Raw genomic sequence first — 19,793 nt, 5'->3', positions numbered from 1 at the left:
AAAACTGAACAGCTCTCCCCCGCCTCTGGCGGGCTGCGGGAGAACGGCCTTTGCGCGATGGTCGGCTTGTCTCAAAGGCCGGAACATCCCCCTATGCCGAACCGGGTTCAACGCTTTAGCATCATCTCATGGCTTCTTCGTCTCTCGATCCCTTCCGCCTCGCCTTCACCGAACCGTCCTGGGACGACCTGCGGATCTTTCTCGCCGTGGTGGCTCATGGATCGATGAACAGCGCCGCGAAGGCACTGGGTCAGAGCCAGCCGACCGTCGCGCGGCGCATCAAGGTGCTGGAGGAGACGCTCGGTCTCTCGCTGTTCCAGCGAGGGCCCAACAACCTCGAACTGACGGAAGCCGGACAGGCGATACTAGACGCGGCCGCTCCCATGGGCGAAGCGGCCGCCGTCGTGTCGCGAACGGCGGCAGCCTATCGGCCCGATCCCGATGCGCCGGTGCGGATCACGGCGACCGCCTCGGTAACGCTCTTCCTGTCTCTCTACGCGGGGGAATTGCACGAGGCAGCAGCTCCCGTGGAGATCGCCTATATCCCGACCCGCCACCGACTCGACCTCGCCTCCGGCGAGGCCGATATCGGCCTGCGGATGCGCCACCTGCCGGAAGGAAGCGACGATCTCGTGGCAAGAAAAATCGGGCAGATCGCGTTCGCCATCTATGCCCGCACGGAAAATCCCAAAGCCGTCATCGCGCCGCCGGAGGATCCCACCCTGTCGCGGCAGGCGGCCTATGTGGCCGAGTTCGCACAGGGACGCACCATCGCGGCCCGCATCGGTGACATGCCAATCCGCTACCAGGCGGCGAAAGCGGGCCTCGGCGCCGCCTTCCTCCCCTGCTGGCTCGGCGATTCGGACCCGGATCTCGTCCAGGTGACGAAGCCGGAGGGCGACCTGATCGAGGACGTCTTCCTCGTCATGCACCGGCGCAGCCGCAACCGCCCCAATGTGACGCGGGTGGCGAACGCGTTGGCAAGCCTCTTCAAGCGCAATCAGAAGGCGCTGGTGGGCGGCTGATCAGGTCTTTGCGGAAGCCTTCGCCTTCGGGCCTGGAATGTCTCCCAGCGCATGCACCAGCACCTTCTTCATGGCGCCGGGCAGCGCCTCCTCGTGCAGGGCCATGCGCGGCGTCCAGCGCATGTCTTCGGGCGCGGGCGTGCCCTTCGCGACCTTGGCGAAGAGCACCGTGAGCTCCAGCGGAAAATGGGTGAACACGTGTTTCACCGTGCCCGGCAGACGCTGCCAGCGCGCTTCGATGGGTGCGTCGAGCACGGCACGGGAGGGCTCGTAATCGGGCTCCCAGGCACTCGTCGGCGGCTCGGCCATGCCGCCGAGAAGCCCTTGCGGCGGACGGGTGCGGAGCAGGATCGTGTCGTCGGCGCGTAGCACCACGAAGGCCGCACCCTTGCGCAGCTGCCCACTCTCCTTCTTCTGCTTTTTCGGAAAGGTCTCCTGCAGGCCCTCGGCGCGAGCGCGGCAGGGCACCATCCAGGGGCAAAGCGCACAGGCTGGGCGCTTGGGGGTGCAGATGGTAGCGCCGAGATCCATGACGGCCTGCGCGAAGTCGCCCGGCCGGTCCGCCGGCACCAGAGCCTCGGTCAGGGCGCGGATCAGGGGCTTGGCCTTCGGCAGCGGCTCCTCGACCATGAAGATGCGGGACATGACCCGCTCCACATTGCCGTCCACCGCCGCCGCCTTCTCGTTGAACGCGATGGCCGCGACCGCTGCCGCCGTATAGGCGCCGATGCCGGGAAGCTTCAGGAGCTCCGCTTCCGTCCCTGGAATGCGTCCACCATGCTTATCCACAACCGCCTTGGCGCAGGCATGAAGATTGCGGGCGCGGGAATAATAGCCGAGCCCCGCCCAAGCCTGCATGACCGCCTCGGAGGGCGCCTCGGCCAAGGCCTCGACAGTCGGGAAACGCTCGAGGAATTTCAGGTAATAGGGTTTGACCGCCACCACCGTCGTCTGCTGCAGCATGATCTCGGAAAGCCAGACGCGGTAAGGGTCTGCGGTCACGCCGGGCTTGGCACGCCACGGCAGGTCCCGCCGGTGACGATCGTACCAGGCGAGGAGATCCTGCGGGTCGGGCTTGGTCGCGCTCGAAGCGGGCGTTAACATGTGATGTGGAATAACGATCCTCATCGCAGATTCCAACGCGGCTTTTGGACATTCAACATGAGACGACCGAGACCTCTCGCCCGCCCGCTTGCCGAGTTTCTCGACGTCTGCCTGTCCCCCAGCCTGGCGGCGCAAGGCTTTGCCACCTCCGACATCATCATGGCCTGGCCCGATATCGTCGGCGAGCGGCTGGCCGCCTTCACTCAGCCCCTCAAGATCGAGTGGAAGCGCAAAGCTCCCCATGCGGATCCGGAGGCGCGGCCCGACCCGGCAACCCTCGTGATCCGGGTCGAGAGCGCCTTCGCCCTCGAACTCCAGCACCTCGCGCCGACCATCATCGACCGGGTGAACACCTATTACGGCTGGCGCTGCATCGGGAAACTGGTGCTGAAACAAGGGCCCGTGCGGCGGGTTGAGAAGAAGCGCCCGACCGCGCCCGTTCTCACTCCTGCGGACCGGGAGAAGGTCGGCAAGGCCGTCCAGCCCATCGAGGAGGAAGCCTTGAAGGCAGCGCTCGACAGGCTGGGCCAGGCCATCGTCGGCTCCGGTTCACGCACGAAAGCGTGAGATAGCCGGCGCTTGCCAGAAACCCCAAGTCATTCTACCGCAGGACGAAATCTCTTCAGGAGCCTCCCCACGATGATCACCCGGCGTCAGACGCTTCAGCTTCTCGGAACCGCAGCCGCAACCGCCTATCTCGCTACGAGCCTGCCGGCCTTGGCCCAGAACGTGGCCGCATCGGATCTCGCGGTCCCCGGCCCCCTCGGCGACGTGGCCTTGGGTCCGGAAAACGCCAAGGTGACGATCATCGAGTATGCCTCGATGACCTGCTCGCACTGCGCCAACTTCCACAAGACCACCTGGCCGGAGCTGAAGAAGCGCTATATCGACACGGGCAAGATCCGCTTCACCTTACGCGAATTCCCGCTCGACCCCCTCGCCACCGCCGGCTTCATGCTCGCCCGCTGCGATGGCAACGACAAGTATTACCCGATCACCGACCTTCTCTTCGAGCAGCAGCGGAACTGGGCCTTTGTGGACAAGCCGCTCGATGCCCTGCGCGGGCTCATGCGCCAGGCAGGTTTTTCACAGGAAAAATTTGACGCTTGCCTCAAGGACCAGAAACTATATGACGCGGTGAATGCAGTGAAGAACCGGGGTATGGAGCAGTTCCGTGTGGACTCCACGCCGACTTTCTTCATCAATGGTCAGCGTCATCCTGGAAGCCTCTCGATCGATGATATTGAAAAGGTCATCAAGCCTCTCCTGGGAGAATAAGCTCCCTGAACCCGCCCCCGAGGGGCGGGGCGGGAAGGCGCGTCCATGAAGCTGACGCGCCTTCGCATCGCAGGCTTCAAGACCTTCGTCGAGCCCACCGATTTCCTGATCGAGCCGGGTCTGACCGGCGTGGTCGGGCCGAACGGCTGCGGCAAGTCCAACCTCGTCGAGGCCCTGCGCTGGGTCATGGGGGAGAACTCCTTCAAGAACATGCGCGCCACGGGGATGGACGACGTCATCTTCTCCGGCTCCGGCGGCCGTCCGGCTCGCAACTGGGCCGAGGTGATGCTCACCATCGACAATGGCGAGCGCACGGCCCCAGCTGCCTTCAACGACACGGATCTCCTGGAAATCTCGCGTAAGATCGAGCGCGAGGAAGGCTCGACCTACCGGGTCAACGGCAAGGAAGTGCGGGCCCGCGACGTGCAGATCCTGTTCGCGGATGCTGCCACCGGGTCCCGCTCGCCGGCGCTCGTCCGCCAGGGCCAGATCAGCGAGATCATCTCGGCCAAGCCCCAGGCCCGCCGCCGCATCCTGGAGGATGCCGCCGGCATCGCCGGCCTCCATGCCCGCCGGCACGAGGCCGAGCTGCGCCTCAAGGCGGCCGAGGACAACCTGGTTCGCGTCGAGGACGTGACCCGCGAGCTGGAAAGCCAGATCGAGAGCCTGAAGCGCCAGGGCCGCCAGGCATCCCGCTACAAGAACCTCTCGGCCGAGATCCGCCGTCTCGAAGCCCTGATGTATGCCATCAGCTTCTCCGAGGCCCGCGAGCAGGCCGCCACCGCCGAACGCCAGGTCGCCGAGGATCTCAAGGCGGTTGCCGACGCCACCGAGGAACAGACCCGGGCCGCCACGGCCCAGGCCGTCTCCGCCCATGGCATTCCGGCCCTGAGGCAGGCCGAAGCCGCCGCCGCGGCCGCCCTGCAGCGTCTGACCCATGCCCGCAACGAGCTCGAATCGGAAGAGCGCCGCTCCAAGGAGCGCGTGGTCGAGCTGGAGCGCCATATTGGCGACCTGAACCGCGACATCGCCCGCGAGGCGGCGCAGCGCACGGACGCCGAAGCCACCATCGAGCGCCTCCAATCGGAAGCCGCCGAGATATCGCTCACCACGGACGGGGCGGACGATGTTCGCGCCGAGGCCGAGGAGCGACTTCAATCCGCCGAGGCCGAGCTGGCGGAAGCCGAAGGTGCCTTGAGCGCCCTTCAGGCCCAGACCTCCGACCTCAACGCCCGCCGCGCCGCCCTGGAGCGCGCCGTGCGCGAGGAGATGGAGCGCGCCTCCCGTTTCCGATCCGAGAAGGAGCGGCTCGAACGCGAGATCGCGGCGCTCTCCGCTTCGCCCGAGGATGGCCCGTCTCTCGACGACCTGCGCGAGGAAGCCGCCATTGCCGACGAAACGGCGCAAGGCGCCGAAGAGGCGGTGATCGAGGCGCGCGAGACCCTCTCGGTCGCCCGCGAGGCCGAAAACCGCCTGCGCCAACCCCTCAACGAGGCCGAGCGCAAGGCGCAGCGACTCGAGACCGAAGCCCGGACACTCGCCAAGCTCGTGACGTCCGCGACCGGCGACCTCTGGCCCCCGGCCGTCGACCAGATCACGGTGCAGAAGGGCTACGAGACGGCGCTGGGGGCAGCCCTGGGCGACGATCTCGAAGCCTCGATCAATCCTTCAGCGCCGCACCATTGGGCCGAGACCCATGCCGGCGAGAGCGATCCGGCGCTGCCGGAGGGCGTCCGCTCCCTGGCGGATCTCGCCCAGGCTCCGGCTGCCCTGCAGCGCCGCCTGCGCCAGATCGGCGTGGTCAGCAAGGCCGACGGCCTGCGCCTGCGCGGCCTTCTGAGGCCCGGCCAGCGCCTCGTCACCCAGGAAGGCGACCTGTGGCGCTGGGACGGTTTTACCGCTGCCGCCGAAGCGCCCTCCCCGGCTGCCCGTCGCCTGGCGGAGAAGAATCGCCTTGGCGATCTGGAGCGCGAGGCCGCGGAAGCGCGGGAGCAGGCCGAGCACCTGCGCCACGAGGCCGAAGCGGCCGGTGAGGCCGTCCGCAAGACGGCCGCCCATGAAATGCAGGCCATCGAGGCCGCGCGTCGGACCCGTCAGGCGCTCGACGCCGCCCGGACGCGGCTCGCCGCCGCGGAGCGCAAGGAGGCCGAGCTCGGCCAGCGCCGCTCGGCCCTGCAGGAGGGCCTGACCCGCCTCTCCGAGAGCGAGGCGGAAGCCCTGGAGCGCGTGCAGGATGCCGAGGGCGCCCTGCAGGACCTCGCGCCCGCGCCCGATCTCGAAAGCCGCCTGCTCGAGGAGCGCACCCGCGTGGCCGAGCGCCGTGCTGCGGCCTCCGAGGCGCGCGCAGCCCTGCAATCCCTCATGCACGAAGCCGAGCTGCGCCGCCGCCGGCAGGATGCGATTGCTGCCGATACCCGCCTCTGGACCGAGCGCGCCGCCCGCGCCGCTAAGGCGTTCGAGGATCTGGGCGAGCGCCTGGAGCGGGCCCAGGACGAGCATCAGCGGCTGCTGGAAGCGCCCGACACCTATCTCATGCGCCGCCGTGCCCTCATTGCCGAAGTCGAAGAGGCCGAGGCGAAGCGCAAGGAAGCCGCCGACCATCTCGCCGATGCCGAGACGAGCCTGGCGGAGTCGGACCGCGCCGCCCGCGCGGCTCTGGAAGCCTTGTCCGCCGCCCGCGAGGCCCGGGCGGGCTCGCAGGCGCGCCAAGAGGCCGCCGTTGCGCGTCTCGCCGAGATCACCCGCAACATTGCGGAAAACCTGGAGACGACCCCGGCGGGGCTCATCGAGCTTGCGGGCCTGAAGGAAGGCGTCGAGCTGCCCTCCCACGGGGAGATCGAATCCAAGCTCCACTCGTTGAAATCCGACCGGGAGCGCCTCGGCGCCGTCAATCTGCGGGCCGACGAGGAACTGACCGAGCTCGAGGCCAAGTACAACAGCATCGCGGGCGAGCGCGACGACCTCGTCGAGGCCATCAAGCGCCTGCGCCAGGCCATCGGCAGCCTCAACCGCGAGGGCCGCGAGCGCCTGCTGGCTGCCTTCGACGTGGTGAACAACCATTTCCAGCGTCTTTTCACGACTCTCTTCGGCGGCGGCACGGCGGAGTTGACCCTGGTCGATTCGGACGATCCGCTGGAAGCGGGCCTCGAAATCCTGGCTCGGCCGCCGGGCAAGAAGCCTCAGAGCATGACCCTGCTCTCCGGCGGCGAGCAGGCCCTGACGGCCACCGCGCTGATCTTCGCCGTGTTCCTCACGAATCCCTCTCCGATCTGCGTGCTCGACGAGGTCGACGCGCCGCTCGACGACGCCAACGTGGAGCGCTACTGCGCCCTCCTGGAGGACATGGCCCGCCAGACCGAAACCCGGTTCGTGGTCATCACCCACAACCCGATCACCATGGCCAGGATGGACCGTCTCTTCGGCGTCACCATGGCCGAACGGGGCGTCTCGCAGCTCGTCTCCGTCGACCTGCAGAGCGCGGAGCGCATTCTTGAGGTAGCCTAAGGCTTTCAGCCCTGCCTTGCTCCAGCCTCAAAAACATGTGCGCTTTGAGCTGCAGCTCGCCTGAAAACACTGATACCGAAGCATTTTCAAATACTTAGATCTTTTCAGACGGTTCTTGACAGGGGGGACCCCCGCTCATATGGTGCGCCCGGCTTTCGGGGCTGGGCTTCCAAGCATTTTCCCGCAACGCTTCAAAGGAGATCGCAATGGCGGACCCTCACGAGCGGAACGGTGAAAATGAGCGGAAACCGGGCAGCGCCGACGATGCCGACCTGTCAGCGAGACTGAAGTCTCTCGATGCACGGATCTCCCAAGCTTCCGCGCATCGAGCCGAGTCAGAACCTCGTGCCCGTCCGACGTCAGATTCCAACGCTCTCGGCCAAGCCTTCAGGCTCTCGGCAGAATTCGTTGCAGGGGTCGCCGCCGGTGGAATTCTGGGTTGGATTGTCGACCGCCTGTTCGGGACGTCCCCTTGGGGTCTGATCGTTTGTCTGATACTCGGCTTCTGCGCCGGGATGCTCAACCTGATGCGAGCAGCCGGGATGGTCAAATCCGCCCGGTATGACGACAAGCGGTAACGAACCCGACCTTCGAACGCCGAACGGCATTTGATAACATCGAACTTTGAGAGCGGATCATGGCGAGCCCGATCGAACAATTCCAGATCAAGCCCATCATTCCGGTCATCAACTTCACCAATTCGTCCCTGTTCATGATCGGCGCAGCCGCCGTGATCGTGGGTGGCCTGATGCTGGCGACCCGCAAGCGCGCCGTTATTCCGGGCCGCGCCCAGTCTGTGGCCGAGGTTCTGCACGACTTCGTCGCGAACACGCTGGTCGATGCGACAGGCAAGGAGGGGATGAAGTTCTTCCCCCTCGTCTTCTCCCTCTTCATGTTCGTGCTGACCGCCAACCTGCTCGGCATGATCCCGGGCTTCTTCACGGTCACCAGCCACGTCATCGTCACCTTCGCCCTCGCCATGCTCGTCATCGGCACGGTGGTGATCTACGGTTTCATCAAGCACGGCACTCATTTCCTCGGCCTCTTCGTGCCGTCGGGCGTGCCGGTTTGGCTTTTGCCCTTCATCGTCGTCATTGAGGTTATCTCATTCCTCTCCCGCCCGATTTCGCTCAGCCTGCGTCTCTTCGCGAACATGCTCGCGGGACATATCGCGCTGAAGGTTTTCGCGGGCTTCGTCGTTAGCCTTCTGGCTGCCGGCGGCGCCCTGACGATCCTCGCTCCGCTGCCGCTTCTCATGGCGGTTGCTCTCATGGCGCTCGAGTTCCTCGTCGCCGCTCTGCAGGCCTACGTCTTCACGGTGTTGACCTGCATCTACCTCAACGACGCGCTGCACCCGGGCCACTAGGTCTGCGCTGAGTTACACCTTCCCTCCCGATCACAGTATTCCCAAGGAGATCACAATGGATCCGGTTGCTTTCAAGTACCTCGGCGCGGGCCTCGCCTGCATTGGCATGGGTCTCGCCGCTATGGGCGTTGGCAACATCTTCGGTAACTTCCTCTCCGGCGCTCTGCGCAACCCGTCGGCGGCCGACAGCCAGTTCGCCCGCGCCTTCATCGGTGCGGCGCTCGCAGAAGGTCTCGGCATCTTCTGCCTCGTCGTCGCTCTCGTTCTGCTCTTCACCTAATCTCAAGACGGTGATCGGGAGGTCGAGGCGTGCGAACGCTTCGCCTCGACCAGGGTGACGGCGGGCTCAACCGCCGTCATTCATTGTTTCTAGGATTGTCTATCCTTTAGGATCTGCTCCATGGCTCAGGCTCAGACGAACCACGCCACAACAGAGGCCCCCGGTGGCGCTCATGAGGATATCGGCTTTCCGCCCTTCGAGACGGAAACCTATGCCGGTCAGCTCCTCTGGCTGGCGATCACCTTCGTGGTGCTCTACACCCTGCTCTCACGGCTGGTCCTCCCGCGTCTGGGCGGAATCATCGAGAACCGCCGCGCGATGATCGCCAACGATCTCGACGACGCGGCTGCCATGAAGTCCCGCGCGGAAGAAGCCGGCACCGCCTACGAGGCGGCTCTCGCCGCAGCCAAGGGCCGTGCACAGGCACTCGCGCAAGAAACCCGCGCCAAGCTCTCCGCCGAAAGCGACGCGAACCGCAAGGCACTCGAGGCCGACCTCAACCAGCGCCTGGCCGATGCGGAAGCGACGATCACTTCCAAGAAGGCGGAGGCCATGAGCCACGTGCATGCCATCGCCCGCGACACGGCTTCCGCCATCATCGAGCGCCTGACCGGCAAGGCCCCGGCCCCGCAGAAGGTCGAAGCCGCTCTCAACCAGATCAAGGCCTGATCGGGAGATCCGCATGTTACATAGCGCTGAATTCTGGGTTGCGGTCGCCTTCGTCATCTTCTGGGGTATCCTGTTCTACAACGGCGTTCCAGGGAAGGTGATGAATCAGCTCGATTCCCGCGGCAAGCGCATTGCCGACGAACTGGCCGAGGCCAAGCGCCTGCGCCAGGACGCCGAACGGCTCCTCAAGGAATATGAGTCTAAGCGCGCGGCTGCCGAGCGCGAGGCTGCCGACATCGTGTCCAATGCCCGCGACGAGGCCGAGCGTCTCGCCCGCGAAGCCCAGGAGAAGATGGCCGATTTCGTGAAGCGTCGCACGGCCACCGCCGAGGCCAAGATCGCCCAGGCCGAGGCTCAGGCCTCCGCCGAGGTGCGCGCCGCCGCCGTGGACGCCGCCATCAAGGCCTCCGAGCGCGTCCTGCGCGACGAGATCACCGGCACCACCGCTGCCTCGTTCGTGACCGCCAGCCTCAACGACGTGCGCACGAAGCTGCAGTAAAGGCTTCGTCCCGAACCAACCCTATCAAGGCCGCCCCTCGAGGCGGCCTTTTTGCTTGGAGGATATCATGCTGCTGATCTTCGATTGCGATGGAGTCCTGGTCGATTCGGAAACCTTAAGCTGCCGGATCGACGCCGAGATTCTGACGGAATGCGGCGTGCCCTACACGGCCGAGGAGGTGGCCCGCGATTTCACCGGCGTCAGCGTCAAGGACCAGATCACCCGCATCGAATCGGAACGTGGCATCAGGCTTCCCGACGATTTCACGGAACGGCTCAACCGCACCCTGTTCCAGCGCTTCGAGACGGACCTGAAGCCGATCGAAGGCGTTCGGGACGCCATTCTCTCCTTCCCCTTCCCCCGCTGCGTCGCCTCGTCGTCTATTCCTGAGCGAATCGCGTTGTCGCTGCGGGTCACCGGCCTGTTGGACTTGTTCGACAACGTCTTCAGTTCGACCCAGGTCGCGCGCGGGAAACCCGCACCGGACCTGTTCCTGCATGCTGCGAGCCGGATGAACACTCTTCCCGAGGAGTGCCTGGTGATCGAGGATTCTATCGCGGGCGTTCAGGCTGCCCGAGCCGCCGGCATGCGCGTCATCGGCTTCGTCGGCGGCAGCCATTGCGGACCGGGACATGCGGAGAAGCTGCGTCAGGCGGGTGCTCCCGTTATCATTGAGCGGATGTCCGATTTGCCGGCCGCCGTGTCGACCTCCTGCTAACCACCGTGTCATCACCGGCCTTGTGCCGGTGATCCCGATGCAAGTAGCGCGATGCTCTCCGAGGCGGGATGGCCGGGACCGATCCCCGGATCAAGTCCGGGGACGGCCATGACGAGGAACAGATATCCCGCGCTTCCGCATGCCCAAAGTGAAGTGCCCCGAAATGAAAATGCCCGGCACTAGGCCGGGCATTTGGATTCTTAAGAGTTTTACTCCGCCGCCTCCGCCACCGGCGCGGGCGGGGTCCACTTGAGCACCGGATTGCGGGCCGCGCGGGTCTCGTCGAGGCGACGGCGCGGGGCGTGGTAGGGGGCTCCGGTGAAGCGCTCCTTGTCGCCGTTCTTCGCCGCCATGGCGAGGTCGCGCAGGGTCGCGATGAAGAGGTCGAGCGACGACTTCGATTCGGACTCGGTCGGCTCGATCAGCATCGCGCCATGCACCACCAGCGGGAAGTACATGGTCATCGGGTGGTAGCCCTCGTCGATCATGGCTTTCGCCACGTCGAGGGTGGTCACGCCCGTGTCCTTGAGCCACGCATCGTCGAACAGCACCTCGTGCATGCAAGGCTTGTTGCCGAAGGGAAGCGAGAGGAGATCGGCAAGGCCTGCGCGGATGTAGTTAGCGTTGAGCACGGCGTCTTCCGACGCCTGCTTCATGCCATCCGCGCCATGCGAAAGCATGTAGGACAGAGCGCGCACATACATGCCCATCTGGCCATGGAAGGCGGTCATGCGGCCGAAGGGCTTTTCCGCCGCGTCGCCTTCCTGTTCCACGAGTTCGAAACCATCCTTACCGGCCCGCACGAACGGCACAGGGGCGAAAGGCGCCAGGCGGGCGGAGAGCACCACCGGACCCGAGCCTGGGCCGCCGCCGCCATGCGGCGTCGAGAAGGTCTTGTGCAGGTTGATGTGCATGGCATCGACGCCGAGATCACCGGGCTTCGCCTTGCCGACGATGGCGTTGAAGTTGGCGCCGTCGCAGTAGAAGTAGGCGCCTGCATCGTGGATGGCTTTCGCGATCTCCGCCACCTGCGGCTCGAAGAGCCCGCAGGTGTTGGGATTCGTGAGCATGATGGCGGCGACATCGGGACCGAGTCGCTCCTTCACGTCCTCCACATGCACCCAGCCGTCCTCGCGCGCCGGCACGGGCTTCACCACGAAGCCGATGAGAGCGGCAGTCGCCGGGTTCGTGCCGTGGGCCGAATCGGGCACCAGCACCACATTGCGGGTCTTGCCTTCGCCCTTGGCTTCGATAGCGGCCTTGATCGCCATCATGCCGCAGAGCTCACCATGAGCGCCGGCCTTCGGCGACAGGGCGACGGCCGTCATGTTGGTGAGGGTGACGAGATAGCGCCCGAGCTCGTTCATGAGCTCAAGCGCGCCCTGCACGGTCGAGACCGGCTGCAGCGGGTGCACATCGGAGAAGCCCGGCAGGCGCGCCACGCGCTCGTTCAAGCGCGCATTATGCTTCATGGTGCAGGAGCCGAGCGGGAAGAGGCCCGTGTCGATGCCGTAGTTCTGCTGGCTGAGGCGCACGTAATGGCGCATGGTCTCGGGCTCGGAGAGACCCGGCAGCCCGATGGGCTCCTTGCGCTCCAGCCCACCGAGGCGCGGCTGGAAATCCTCCGGCTCGTCGAGGTCGACGCCGGTCGTGTCATAGCGGCCGATCTCGAAGAGCAACGGCTCCACCTGCGCCAGCGCCTTGTTGCCGGTGAAGGTCGGATGGCTGCCGGCGCCAGATGTAGCGCGGCTGGCATCGCCCTGCAGGCGAGCAGCCTGATCGCCCATGCCGGCGGCCGGATCGGACACGCCGTGAGCTTGCGGAGCGGAGGGACGTCCCTGGCGGTTCAACATCACAGAACCTCCTTCAAGGCGGCACAGAGGGCCGCGCGATCATCATCGGTGTTCACTTCGGTGGAAGCGACGAGCAACAGGTTGTCGAGGCCGGCGCCCGGCAGGAGGCGCGACACGGGCACGCCCGCGAGCACGCCCTTTTCGGCCAGCCGCTCGACCACGTCCGCCGCGGGCTTTGCGAGCTTCACGGTGAATTCGTTGAAGAACGTCTTGTTGAGAACCTCGACGCCCTTCACGGCCGCGAGCCCATCCGCCAGCTTCACCGCATTCGCATGATTGATGCGGGCAAGCCGCGACAGGCCTGCCTCACCGAGCAAGGTCATGTGAATGGTGAAGGCGAGCGAGCAAAGTCCTGAATTGGTGCAGATATTCGAAGTCGCCTTGTCGCGGCGGATGTGCTGCTCGCGGGTCGAGAGCGTCAGCACGAAGCCGCGATTTCCGTCCGCATCCACCGTCTCGCCGCAGAGGCGGCCCGGCATCTGGCGGATGTATTTCGACTGCGTGGCGAAGAGGCCGACATAAGGCCCGCCGAAGTTCAGCGCATTGCCGATCGACTGGCCCTCGCCCACCACGATGTCGGCGCCCTGGCTTCCGGGAGATTTCAGCAGGCCCAGCGACACGGCTTCCGTGAACACGGCGATCAGCAGCGCGCCGTGCTGGTGCGCCTTGTCGGCGATGGCCTTCAGATCGCGCACATTGCCGAACACGTCCGGTGTCTGCACGACGACGCAAGAAGTCTTGTCGTCGATCTGCGAGAGGATGTCCTCGGTGCCGCTCACGTCCGGCTGCATGGTGACGACTTCGTCGCTCGCCATGTCGGACAGGGTTCTCACCACGTCGGCATAATGCGGATGCAGGCCGCCGGAGAGAACGGCCTTGCGGCGCTTGGTGACGCGATGCGCCATGAGCACCGCCTCGCCCGTGCCGGTGGAGCCGTCATACATGGAGGCATTCGCCACATCCATGCCGGTGAGCGCGGCTACTTGCGTCTGGAACTCGAAGAGATATTGCAGCGTGCCCTGTGCGATCTCCGGCTGATACGGCGTGTAGCTCGTCAGGAACTCGGAGCGCTGAATCAGGTGATCGACGGTCGCCGGCACGTGATGCTTGTAGGCGCCCGCACCGACGAAGAACGGCACGGACGAGGCGGAGATGTTCTTCGCGGACATGCGGGAGAGGATGCGCTCCACCTCCAGCTCGCCCTTGCGCCGCGGCAGATCCACCGGCTCCTTGAGGAGCAGGTTCTTCGGCACGTCGGCGAACAACTCATCGACATGGTTGATGCCGATCCGCGCGAGCATCTCGCCGCGGTCGGTGTCGGACAAAGGCAAATAGCGCATCGGCAAAAAACCTTGAGTGGGTTAGAGCATCTTCCGCAAATGTGGACACCGGTTTTGCGTCAGAAAATGCGGCTTTCTATAAACGTAGTGCGTCTCCACGGAGACGCACTACGGCGAGGGAATGCCGGCCACGACAATCTCCGTGAGAACGGAATTGGCGATGAAGCATTCCTTGTGGGCGAGGTGATGCATGTCGGCGATCTGCTCCGGCGTCGGAACCTTGTCGCCCGAGAATTCGATTCTTGGGTCCAGGGTGACCCTGGACACGAATAGCTTGCCGTTCTCGTTCTTGGTCATGATCCCGAGCGCTTGGTCCTCGTAAGCATCGACGACGAAGCGCTTCTTGGCGGCAATCGACAGGAAGGTCAGCATGTGGCAGCTGGAGACCGCCGCCACGAAGGCCTCTTCCGGATCGACGGCATCCTCCCGTGAGAGAGGCAACGGCACGACGGACGGCGACGCGGAGCCCGGCACTTCGATGCCGCCATCGAAGCTCCAGGTGTGGCCGCGGCCGTAGCGGTTGTCGGAGAAGGTCTCGTCCGCCCCGCGCATCCAGCGAATTGTCGCCTTGTATTCGTGCGCCATTGCCGTGTTCTCGTTCAGGAGATCGATTTCACGAATTCCTGGTACTGCTCTTCGGTCATGAGGCCGTCGAGCTCGCTCTGGTCCGTAAGGCGGATCTTCATGAACCAGCCACGGCCGGCGGGATCCTCGTTGACCGTGCCGGGAGACGATTCGAGATCGCTGTTGACCTCGACCACTTCGCCGGACACCGGAGCATAGACTTCGCTCGCGGCCTTCACGCTTTCGACGACGGCGGCTTCGTCACCCTTCGACAGGGTCTTGCCGACGCTCGGCAGCTCCACGAAGACGACATCGCCAAGTTGGCCCTGGGCGTAGTCGGAGATTCCGACGATGCCGGCATCGCCCTCGATGCGGACGTATTCGTGATCCTTGGTATAGCGCGTGGTCATGGTGAATTCCCTCTTTGAATGTCAGCGCTTGTAGCGATGGGGGGCGAAAGGCATGGCCGCGACCTTGGCCGGCAGCGGCTTGCCGCGAACGATGAGGTGAAGGTCCGTGCCGGAAGCGGACACGTCCTTCGCGACATAGCCCATGGCGACCGGGCCGTTGACCGTGGGACCAAAGCCGCCGGAGGTCACGATGCCGACCTCGCGGCCATCGGGCGTCGTGATGACGGCTCCCTCGCGGGCCGGAGCACGGCCTTCGGGCTTGATGCCGACGCGCACACGCGCAGCACCGTCCCTGATCTCGCGCTGAACGCGCTCGGCTCCGGGGAAGCCCCCTCCTCGCGGCGGCGCTTCTGGATCGACCAGATCAGGCCTGCCTCGATGGGTGAAGTCGTGGTGTCGATGTCATGGCCGTAGAGGCACAGGCCCGCTTCGAGGCGCAGCGAATCGCGCGCACCGAGGCCGATGGCCTTCACCTCCGGATCGGCGAGGAGCGTGTTCCAGAGCTTGGCGGCATCTGCGGCGTGGCAGGAAATTTCATAACCGTCCTCGCCCGTGTAGCCGGAGCGGGAGACGTGGCACCAGATGCCATCGATCTGCACGTCGGCCGACATCATGAACGGCAGATCGGCGGTCTCGGGCGCGAGCTTGGCGAGCACGCCCTCGGCTGAGGGCCCCTGCAGGGCCATCAGCGCCAGGCCGTCCTTGGGGTTTAGGGAAACGCCCTTGGGCAGGCGAGCCTGGATATGGGCGTAATCGGCGTCCTTCATGGAGGCGTTCACCACCAGATAGAGCCAGCCTTCGTGACCGGGGGCGCCGACGCGGGTGACCATGAGGTCGTCGAGAATGCCGCCGTCGTCCGCCAGAAGCTGCGAATAGCGCTGCTGGTTCGGCTTCAGGTTCAGGACGTCGGCGGGAATCAGCGCCTCGATCGCCCTGGCCACGGTCTCGTGGCTCTTGTCCTCGGCGACGAGGAAGGCCTGGCCCATGTGCGAGACGTCGAACAGGCCCGCATGCTCGCGGGTCCAATTGTGCTCGGTCAGGATGCCGGCGGGGTATTGCACCGGCATGTCGTAGCCGGCGAAGGGCACCATGCGGGCACCAAGGGCCACATGCTCGGCATGAAGCGGGGTTTGCAGGAGCGGCTCGTCGCTATGTGCTGGCTCGGCCATCGGGTTCCCTCAAAGGTGCGCGTTCCATCGAGCCTCGCGGCCCGTTGCTGTGCGCCCCCTCTGTCCCGAGACCTGAGAGATTTCCCTTACCGCTTTCGCGGCAGGTTACGCCCGTCGGTGGGCGACGCTTTGAAACGTCGCCGCTTTCCAGAGTGCCAGCTCCCGCGCGGTCCTTTGGCCTGAGCGTTTCCGGGGCGGTTGCGCCTTCGGCGCCGGACGCTGAGGTCCGGTCTCTTCCGCGGGGATCATCGGCTGGGTTTAAGCTCTGAAGAGGAATTGCACTCCTGTCAACAAAGCAGGCTGCCGCACGGGATATCTCCCCGCCTTAATTGACGGCAGCCTCCGGACACTCCATCCTAAGCGCCTCATTCACAGAAGGGGAGAACGCGACCTGATCCGGTCGGCAGCTCCACGCATCGTTGCTCGAACTGATCATCGCTCTCGCTCTCGTCGCCCTCAACGGCGTCTTTGCTCTTTCCGAACTCGCCATCGTCTCCGCCCGCCGGGCCCGCCTCAAGGCCATGGCCGAACAGGGCCGTTCGGGCGCCGACACGGCCCTGACCCTCATGGAGGATTCGGGCCGTTTCCTCTCCACGGTCCAGATCGGCATCACCCTCGTCGGCATCCTGGCCGGTGCCTTCTCGGGTGCCGCGCTCGGCGACCGGCTGACCCAGATCTTTCTTGCCCAGGGCATGCCCGAGGGTGCGGCCGAGCCTCTCGGCTACGGCATCGTGATCGGCATCATCACCTATCTTTCCATCGTCATCGGCGAGCTGGTGCCGAAGCAGATCGCCCTGCGCAATCCGGAGGGCATCGCCTGCACCATGGCGCCCATGATGCTGGTGCTCTCGAAGGTCGCCGCCCCCGCCGTCTGGTTGCTCAACGCCTCCACGAGCCTGATCTTCCGCCTCCTCGGGGCCAAGTCCGACGACTCGTCGACCGTTACGGAAGAAGAGATTAAGATGCTCGTCGGTGAGGCCGAGAGCGCCGGCGTGATCGAGGAGGAGGAGCGGCGCATGATCTCGGGCGTGCTGCGCCTCGGAGACCGCACGGTGCGCGGGCTCATGACCCCTCGCACGGATGTGGACTGGATCGACCTCGACGACGACGACGAGGCGATCCGCGAATTGCTGATCGAGACGCCACATTCCCGCCTGCCCGTCAGCGAGGGGACGCCCGACAACGTGATCGGCGTCGTCCAGTCGCGCGAGCTTCTCGCGGCCATGCTGTCGGGCCAGCCCCTGGACATCCGCGGGCACGTGCAGCAAGCCCCCGTCATTCCGGATACGCTCTATGCCTTGGATGCGCTTGCGACCTTGCGCGATGCGGAGGTGCCGATGGCGATCGTCCATGACGAGTACGGGCACTTCGAAGGGGTCGTGACCCCGGCCGATGCCCTGGAGGCCATCGTCGGCGCCTTCCGCTCCGACGGGGAGACGCCGGAGCCGGATGCCATCCGGCGCGATGACGGCTCATGGCTGCTCGCGGGCTCCATGCCGGTCGACGAAATGGCCGAGGTCCTGGGCGTCACGCTGCCCGAGACCCGCAGCTATCACACGGTCGGGGGCCTGGTGATCAGCGAACTCCAGCGTCTGCCCAGCACGGGCGAGCATGTGGACACCCTTGGCTGGCGCTTCGAGGTGATCGATCTGGACGAGCGGCGGATCGACAAGGTCCTGGCCGCTCCTCTCAACCAGAGAGCGGGCGCCGCAACGCTCTATTGAGGCTTAGCCGCGCCGGCCTGCCGCGCGGCCGCCGAGGCCGACCTCGATCTCGAAGCTGTTGGCATAGGAGGCGGGAACCACGATGCCCTCTTCGATCACCGACACGGTCGTCCGGGACTGTCCGGCCGGGATCGCGGCCGCGACGCGGCGGGACCGGTTGGCGAAGACGGTCGAGCCGTCCTTCACGACGATCTGGATCGGCACGTCGTAGCGCCCCGACGATCCGCCGACGCCCACAAGCGCCCGCGCCTCGACGCCGACCTTGACCAGGGTCGAGCCATCCGGCTGGCCGATGCATTCGCGCGCCACCTCGCCCAGAGACACCTGGCTTCGGACGGAACCGCCCTCCCCGCCCCCGCGGACCTGGATCGCGGCGCCCCCATCGACGATGTCGACGGTCGGGCAATAGACGTCCCGGATCTCGGCCGACTGGGCCGGCGCCTGGGTCGTTCCCGCCGTGAGCAGCATGTCGCCCACGCCGAAGCCGCCCTCTCCCGGCGCGCCGCAGCCCGTCAGGGCCGACAGGCCGAGCACAGCGAGCGTCCACCCGGCCTTCCGGCTCAATCCATCTCTCATGTTCGCCCCCACCTTCTTGTTCATCTGTTACGGAAGGGCATCGAACCCGGCCGCGAATCCGTTCAGGGACACGGGAATCCCGATCCCCTCCTCAGGCGTCTGGAAGACGATGAAGGTGGCCGCCTGACCCGTCTTCATCTGGTTGATCAAGTTGTCTTCCATCACGACCTCGGCCACGCAGCCCGTGGCTAGGCAGCGCACGAACCCGGCGCGGCCGATATCCGTCTGGTCGATCTTGAGACCCAAGCCTGACGGCAACAGAATACCAAGAGGCGCGACGACGCGCAGGAGGCGGCTTTTACCGTCGGCGGTTTTCAACACAATAATGACGAGGGTGACGTTGGGGCGGTCCTCGGCGACGACGTTCTGCACGAGGGCGCATTGCTCGGCCGTCGCGCCCGCCGGCGTCTCGCAGCGCATCTGCCATTCCCCGTAGGTGTTCTTGACCATGCCCTGAGCGCCGGCGCCACTGGCCCCGAAAAGGGCCGACAGCCCCAGGATTGCCGCCGCACAATGGCGAGCCCACCGCGATGCGCCCATCGGTTTCTCCATTCAATAACCCTGCTGAAAGGGTCGCGGCCGGCCGCCGCTTCGGTCCATCTTTGGCCCGTTGGGACCATGGCAGGGGGCGCGATGTCAAGCGAGAGGGGCTGTTTGGAGGGCCGAAATGATTTTTGGCGGTTATGACGCACAGTTTGGAACGCTTCTACCGTTGCGCTTGAGCGCGTCCTGTGATCTTTGACGCAGATCAAAGGTGATGGCGCAAGCCGGGCACCGCCTTCCGCACGCCCGCGCCTTCCCCGATGCTTTCATGGCCATGCGCCACACATCTTTAGGAGCTTTGGAACGCCGATGCGGATCGAGACTGGACGTCGATCGGTGACCGCCCTCTCCACGGCAGCGGTCGCACTTGTGTTGGGCATAAGTGAGGCATGGGCCGCCGCCGGCCGGCCCTCCCCTGGGAAACCGGCATGCAGGAGATGGTGACCGAGTTGGGACAGAGCGTGTCCAACTTCCACACATACCTGGTTTGGCTGATCACGGTGGTCTGCCTTTTCGTGCTGGCCCTGCTCCTTGTGATCGTTGCCCGCTTCAACGAGCGCAAGAACCCGGTTCCCTCACAGACCACCCACAACACCCTGCTCGAGGTGGCCTGGACCATCGTTCCGGTCCTGATCCTCGTGGCGATCGCCATTCCCTCCTTCCGTCTCCTGCGCCAGCAGCCTCGTGCCGCCGCAGGCCGATCTCGTGGTCAAGGCGACGGGCTATGCCTGGTACTGGGGCTATGAGTATCCGGCCGACCAGGGCGGCGGCTTCAAGTTCGATTCGAACATGATCACCGATGCCAAGGACCTGAAGCCGGATCAGCCGCGTCTGCTGGGCGCCGACAACGCCATGGTCGTGCCGGTCGGCAAGGTCGTGCGCGTTCAGGTGACCGCCGCGGACGTGATCCACGCCTTCGCGATGCCGTCGTTCTACATCAAGGTCGACGCGGTTCCCGGCCGCCTGAACGAGGTCTGGTTCAAGGCCGAGAAGGAAGGCGTCTATTACGGCCAGTGCTCGGAGCTCTGCGGCAACGGCCATCCCTATATGCCGATCGAAATCCGTGTCGTGAGCGAGCAGCAATTTGCCGCTTGGCTTACCGAGGCGAAGCAGAAGTATGCTTCGACCGAGGGCTCAGCCCCGCTCAAGTTCGCGACCGCTCAGTAATTGT

The 19,793-nt window shown here is 65.5% G+C and carries 18 protein-coding genes, 2 pseudogenes and 1 riboswitch; of the genes and pseudogenes, 12 read left to right on the top strand and 8 right to left on the bottom strand.

What is annotated here, in order from left to right:
* Positions 1–128: 128 nt before the first annotated feature.
* On the top strand, positions 129–1,025 hold the full coding sequence (locus ACD578_RS01750; protein WP_404290318.1) for a LysR family transcriptional regulator: 897 nt from the start codon (positions 129–131) through the stop codon (positions 1,023–1,025).
* Here the strand turns inward: ACD578_RS01750 and mutY are convergent, their stop codons facing one another.
* Positions 1,026–2,129: an A/G-specific adenine glycosylase gene (mutY, locus tag ACD578_RS01745; protein WP_404293643.1), complete on the bottom strand. Its 1,104-nt coding sequence runs from the start codon at positions 2,127–2,129 to the stop codon at positions 1,026–1,028.
* Positions 2,130–2,186: 57 nt separating this feature from the next.
* Here mutY and ACD578_RS01740 point away from each other — a divergent pair, with 57 nt between their 5' ends.
* The 9 genes from ACD578_RS01740 (at position 2,187) to ACD578_RS01700 (ending at position 10,443) form a co-directional block, all read left to right on the top strand.
* Positions 2,187–2,696, top strand: a complete 510-nt coding sequence (locus tag ACD578_RS01740; RefSeq protein ID WP_404290316.1) for a DUF721 domain-containing protein — start codon at positions 2,187–2,189, stop codon at positions 2,694–2,696.
* Between the two features lie 72 nt (positions 2,697–2,768).
* Positions 2,769–3,407 carry a DsbA family protein gene (locus ACD578_RS01735; protein ID WP_404290314.1) on the top strand — a complete coding sequence of 213 codons (639 nt, stop codon included), beginning with the start codon at positions 2,769–2,771 and terminating at the stop codon, positions 3,405–3,407.
* Between the two features lie 45 nt (positions 3,408–3,452).
* Positions 3,453–6,911: a chromosome segregation protein SMC gene (gene smc, locus ACD578_RS01730; protein WP_404290312.1), complete on the top strand. Its 3,459-nt coding sequence runs from the start codon at positions 3,453–3,455 to the stop codon at positions 6,909–6,911.
* A 206-nt stretch (positions 6,912–7,117) separates the two neighbouring features.
* A complete protein-coding gene (locus ACD578_RS01725; protein ID WP_404290310.1) occupies positions 7,118–7,489 on the top strand; it encodes an AtpZ/AtpI family protein in 372 nt (123 codons plus the stop codon).
* A gap of 59 nt (positions 7,490–7,548) precedes the next feature.
* Positions 7,549–8,277: a F0F1 ATP synthase subunit A gene (locus tag ACD578_RS01720; protein ID WP_404290308.1), complete on the top strand. Its 729-nt coding sequence runs from the start codon at positions 7,549–7,551 to the stop codon at positions 8,275–8,277.
* A 55-nt stretch (positions 8,278–8,332) separates the two neighbouring features.
* Positions 8,333–8,557, top strand: coding sequence for a F0F1 ATP synthase subunit C (locus tag ACD578_RS01715; protein ID WP_152711757.1), 225 nt, complete (start codon positions 8,333–8,335; stop codon positions 8,555–8,557).
* A gap of 120 nt (positions 8,558–8,677) precedes the next feature.
* Positions 8,678–9,226, top strand: a complete 549-nt coding sequence (locus tag ACD578_RS01710; RefSeq protein WP_404290306.1) for a F0F1 ATP synthase subunit B' — start codon at positions 8,678–8,680, stop codon at positions 9,224–9,226.
* A 13-nt stretch (positions 9,227–9,239) separates the two neighbouring features.
* A complete protein-coding gene (locus ACD578_RS01705) occupies positions 9,240–9,725 on the top strand; it encodes an ATP F0F1 synthase subunit B (protein ID WP_404290304.1) in 486 nt (161 codons plus the stop codon).
* A gap of 67 nt (positions 9,726–9,792) precedes the next feature.
* Positions 9,793–10,443, top strand: a complete 651-nt coding sequence (locus tag ACD578_RS01700) for an HAD family hydrolase (RefSeq protein ID WP_404290302.1) — start codon at positions 9,793–9,795, stop codon at positions 10,441–10,443.
* A 209-nt stretch (positions 10,444–10,652) separates the two neighbouring features.
* Here the strand turns inward: ACD578_RS01700 and gcvPB are convergent, their stop codons facing one another.
* The 5 genes and pseudogenes from gcvPB to gcvT all read right to left on the bottom strand — a co-directional run bounded on the left by gcvPB (position 10,653) and on the right by gcvT (position 15,779).
* Positions 10,653–12,296 carry an aminomethyl-transferring glycine dehydrogenase subunit GcvPB gene (gcvPB, locus tag ACD578_RS01695; RefSeq protein WP_404290300.1) on the bottom strand — a complete coding sequence of 548 codons (1,644 nt, stop codon included), beginning with the start codon at positions 12,294–12,296 and terminating at the stop codon, positions 10,653–10,655.
* Complete coding sequence (gene gcvPA, locus ACD578_RS01690; RefSeq protein ID WP_404290298.1) at positions 12,296–13,636, bottom strand: aminomethyl-transferring glycine dehydrogenase subunit GcvPA; 1,341 nt, start codon at positions 13,634–13,636, stop codon at positions 12,296–12,298. The genes gcvPB and gcvPA overlap by 1 nt, the downstream gene beginning before the upstream one ends.
* 108 nt (positions 13,637–13,744) lie before the next feature.
* On the bottom strand, positions 13,745–14,221 hold the full coding sequence (locus ACD578_RS01685; protein ID WP_404290296.1) for an OsmC family protein: 477 nt from the start codon (positions 14,219–14,221) through the stop codon (positions 13,745–13,747).
* Between the two features lie 14 nt (positions 14,222–14,235).
* Positions 14,236–14,610 (bottom strand): glycine cleavage system protein GcvH, encoded by a 375-nt coding sequence (gcvH, locus tag ACD578_RS01680; protein WP_404290294.1) that lies wholly within the window; start codon positions 14,608–14,610, stop codon positions 14,236–14,238.
* A 21-nt stretch (positions 14,611–14,631) separates the two neighbouring features.
* Positions 14,632–15,779: pseudogene (gene gcvT, locus ACD578_RS01675) on the bottom strand (glycine cleavage system aminomethyltransferase GcvT).
* A gap of 157 nt (positions 15,780–15,936) precedes the next feature.
* Positions 15,937–16,028: riboswitch (glycine riboswitch) on the bottom strand.
* A 170-nt stretch (positions 16,029–16,198) separates the two neighbouring features.
* Here gcvT and ACD578_RS01670 point away from each other — a divergent pair.
* A complete protein-coding gene (locus ACD578_RS01670) occupies positions 16,199–17,503 on the top strand; it encodes a hemolysin family protein (RefSeq protein ID WP_404290292.1) in 1,305 nt (434 codons plus the stop codon).
* 3 nt (positions 17,504–17,506) lie between these two features.
* On the opposite strand, the gene ACD578_RS01665 is transcribed toward ACD578_RS01670, so the two are convergent.
* Both ACD578_RS01665 and ACD578_RS01660 read right to left on the bottom strand, forming a co-directional pair.
* Positions 17,507–18,079, bottom strand: a complete 573-nt coding sequence (locus tag ACD578_RS01665) for a hypothetical protein (RefSeq protein ID WP_404290290.1) — start codon at positions 18,077–18,079, stop codon at positions 17,507–17,509.
* Positions 18,080–18,106: 27 nt separating this feature from the next.
* Positions 18,107–18,619: an invasion associated locus B family protein gene (locus ACD578_RS01660; protein ID WP_152711777.1), complete on the bottom strand. Its 513-nt coding sequence runs from the start codon at positions 18,617–18,619 to the stop codon at positions 18,107–18,109.
* Positions 18,620–18,931: 312 nt separating this feature from the next.
* Here ACD578_RS01660 and coxB point away from each other — a divergent pair.
* A pseudogene (coxB, locus tag ACD578_RS01655) lies at positions 18,932–19,789 on the top strand (cytochrome c oxidase subunit II).
* The last annotated feature ends 4 nt before the right edge of the window (positions 19,790–19,793 follow it).

Source organism: Microvirga sp. RSM25, from assembly GCF_044784385.1.
GTDB classification, from domain to species: Bacteria; Pseudomonadota; Alphaproteobacteria; order Rhizobiales; family Beijerinckiaceae; genus Microvirga; species Microvirga tunisiensis.
This window is presented reverse-complemented; position numbering and strand designations above follow the sequence as displayed.

Bases quoted from the DNA above. Each gene is read 5' to 3' on its own strand.
- ACD578_RS01750 (WP_404290318.1), top strand. From the start codon at position 129: ATGGCTTCTTCGTCTCTCGATCCCTTCCGCCTCGCCTTCACCGAACCG.
- mutY (WP_404293643.1), bottom strand. From the start codon at position 2,129: ATGTTAACGCCCGCTTCGAGCGCGACCAAGCCCGACCCGCAGGATCTC.
- ACD578_RS01740 (WP_404290316.1), top strand. From the start codon at position 2,187: ATGAGACGACCGAGACCTCTCGCCCGCCCGCTTGCCGAGTTTCTCGAC.
- ACD578_RS01735 (WP_404290314.1), top strand. From the start codon at position 2,769: ATGATCACCCGGCGTCAGACGCTTCAGCTTCTCGGAACCGCAGCCGCA.
- smc (WP_404290312.1), top strand. From the start codon at position 3,453: ATGAAGCTGACGCGCCTTCGCATCGCAGGCTTCAAGACCTTCGTCGAG.
- ACD578_RS01725 (WP_404290310.1), top strand. From the start codon at position 7,118: ATGGCGGACCCTCACGAGCGGAACGGTGAAAATGAGCGGAAACCGGGC.
- ACD578_RS01720 (WP_404290308.1), top strand. From the start codon at position 7,549: ATGGCGAGCCCGATCGAACAATTCCAGATCAAGCCCATCATTCCGGTC.
- ACD578_RS01715 (WP_152711757.1), top strand. From the start codon at position 8,333: ATGGATCCGGTTGCTTTCAAGTACCTCGGCGCGGGCCTCGCCTGCATT.
- ACD578_RS01710 (WP_404290306.1), top strand. From the start codon at position 8,678: ATGGCTCAGGCTCAGACGAACCACGCCACAACAGAGGCCCCCGGTGGC.
- ACD578_RS01705 (WP_404290304.1), top strand. From the start codon at position 9,240: ATGTTACATAGCGCTGAATTCTGGGTTGCGGTCGCCTTCGTCATCTTC.
- ACD578_RS01700 (WP_404290302.1), top strand. From the start codon at position 9,793: ATGCTGCTGATCTTCGATTGCGATGGAGTCCTGGTCGATTCGGAAACC.
- gcvPB (WP_404290300.1), bottom strand. From the start codon at position 12,296: ATGTTGAACCGCCAGGGACGTCCCTCCGCTCCGCAAGCTCACGGCGTG.
- gcvPA (WP_404290298.1), bottom strand. From the start codon at position 13,636: ATGCGCTATTTGCCTTTGTCCGACACCGACCGCGGCGAGATGCTCGCG.
- ACD578_RS01685 (WP_404290296.1), bottom strand. From the start codon at position 14,221: ATGGCGCACGAATACAAGGCGACAATTCGCTGGATGCGCGGGGCGGAC.
- gcvH (WP_404290294.1), bottom strand. From the start codon at position 14,610: ATGACCACGCGCTATACCAAGGATCACGAATACGTCCGCATCGAGGGC.
- ACD578_RS01665 (WP_404290290.1), bottom strand. From the start codon at position 18,079: ATGAGAGATGGATTGAGCCGGAAGGCCGGGTGGACGCTCGCTGTGCTC.
- ACD578_RS01660 (WP_152711777.1), bottom strand. From the start codon at position 18,619: ATGGGCGCATCGCGGTGGGCTCGCCATTGTGCGGCGGCAATCCTGGGG.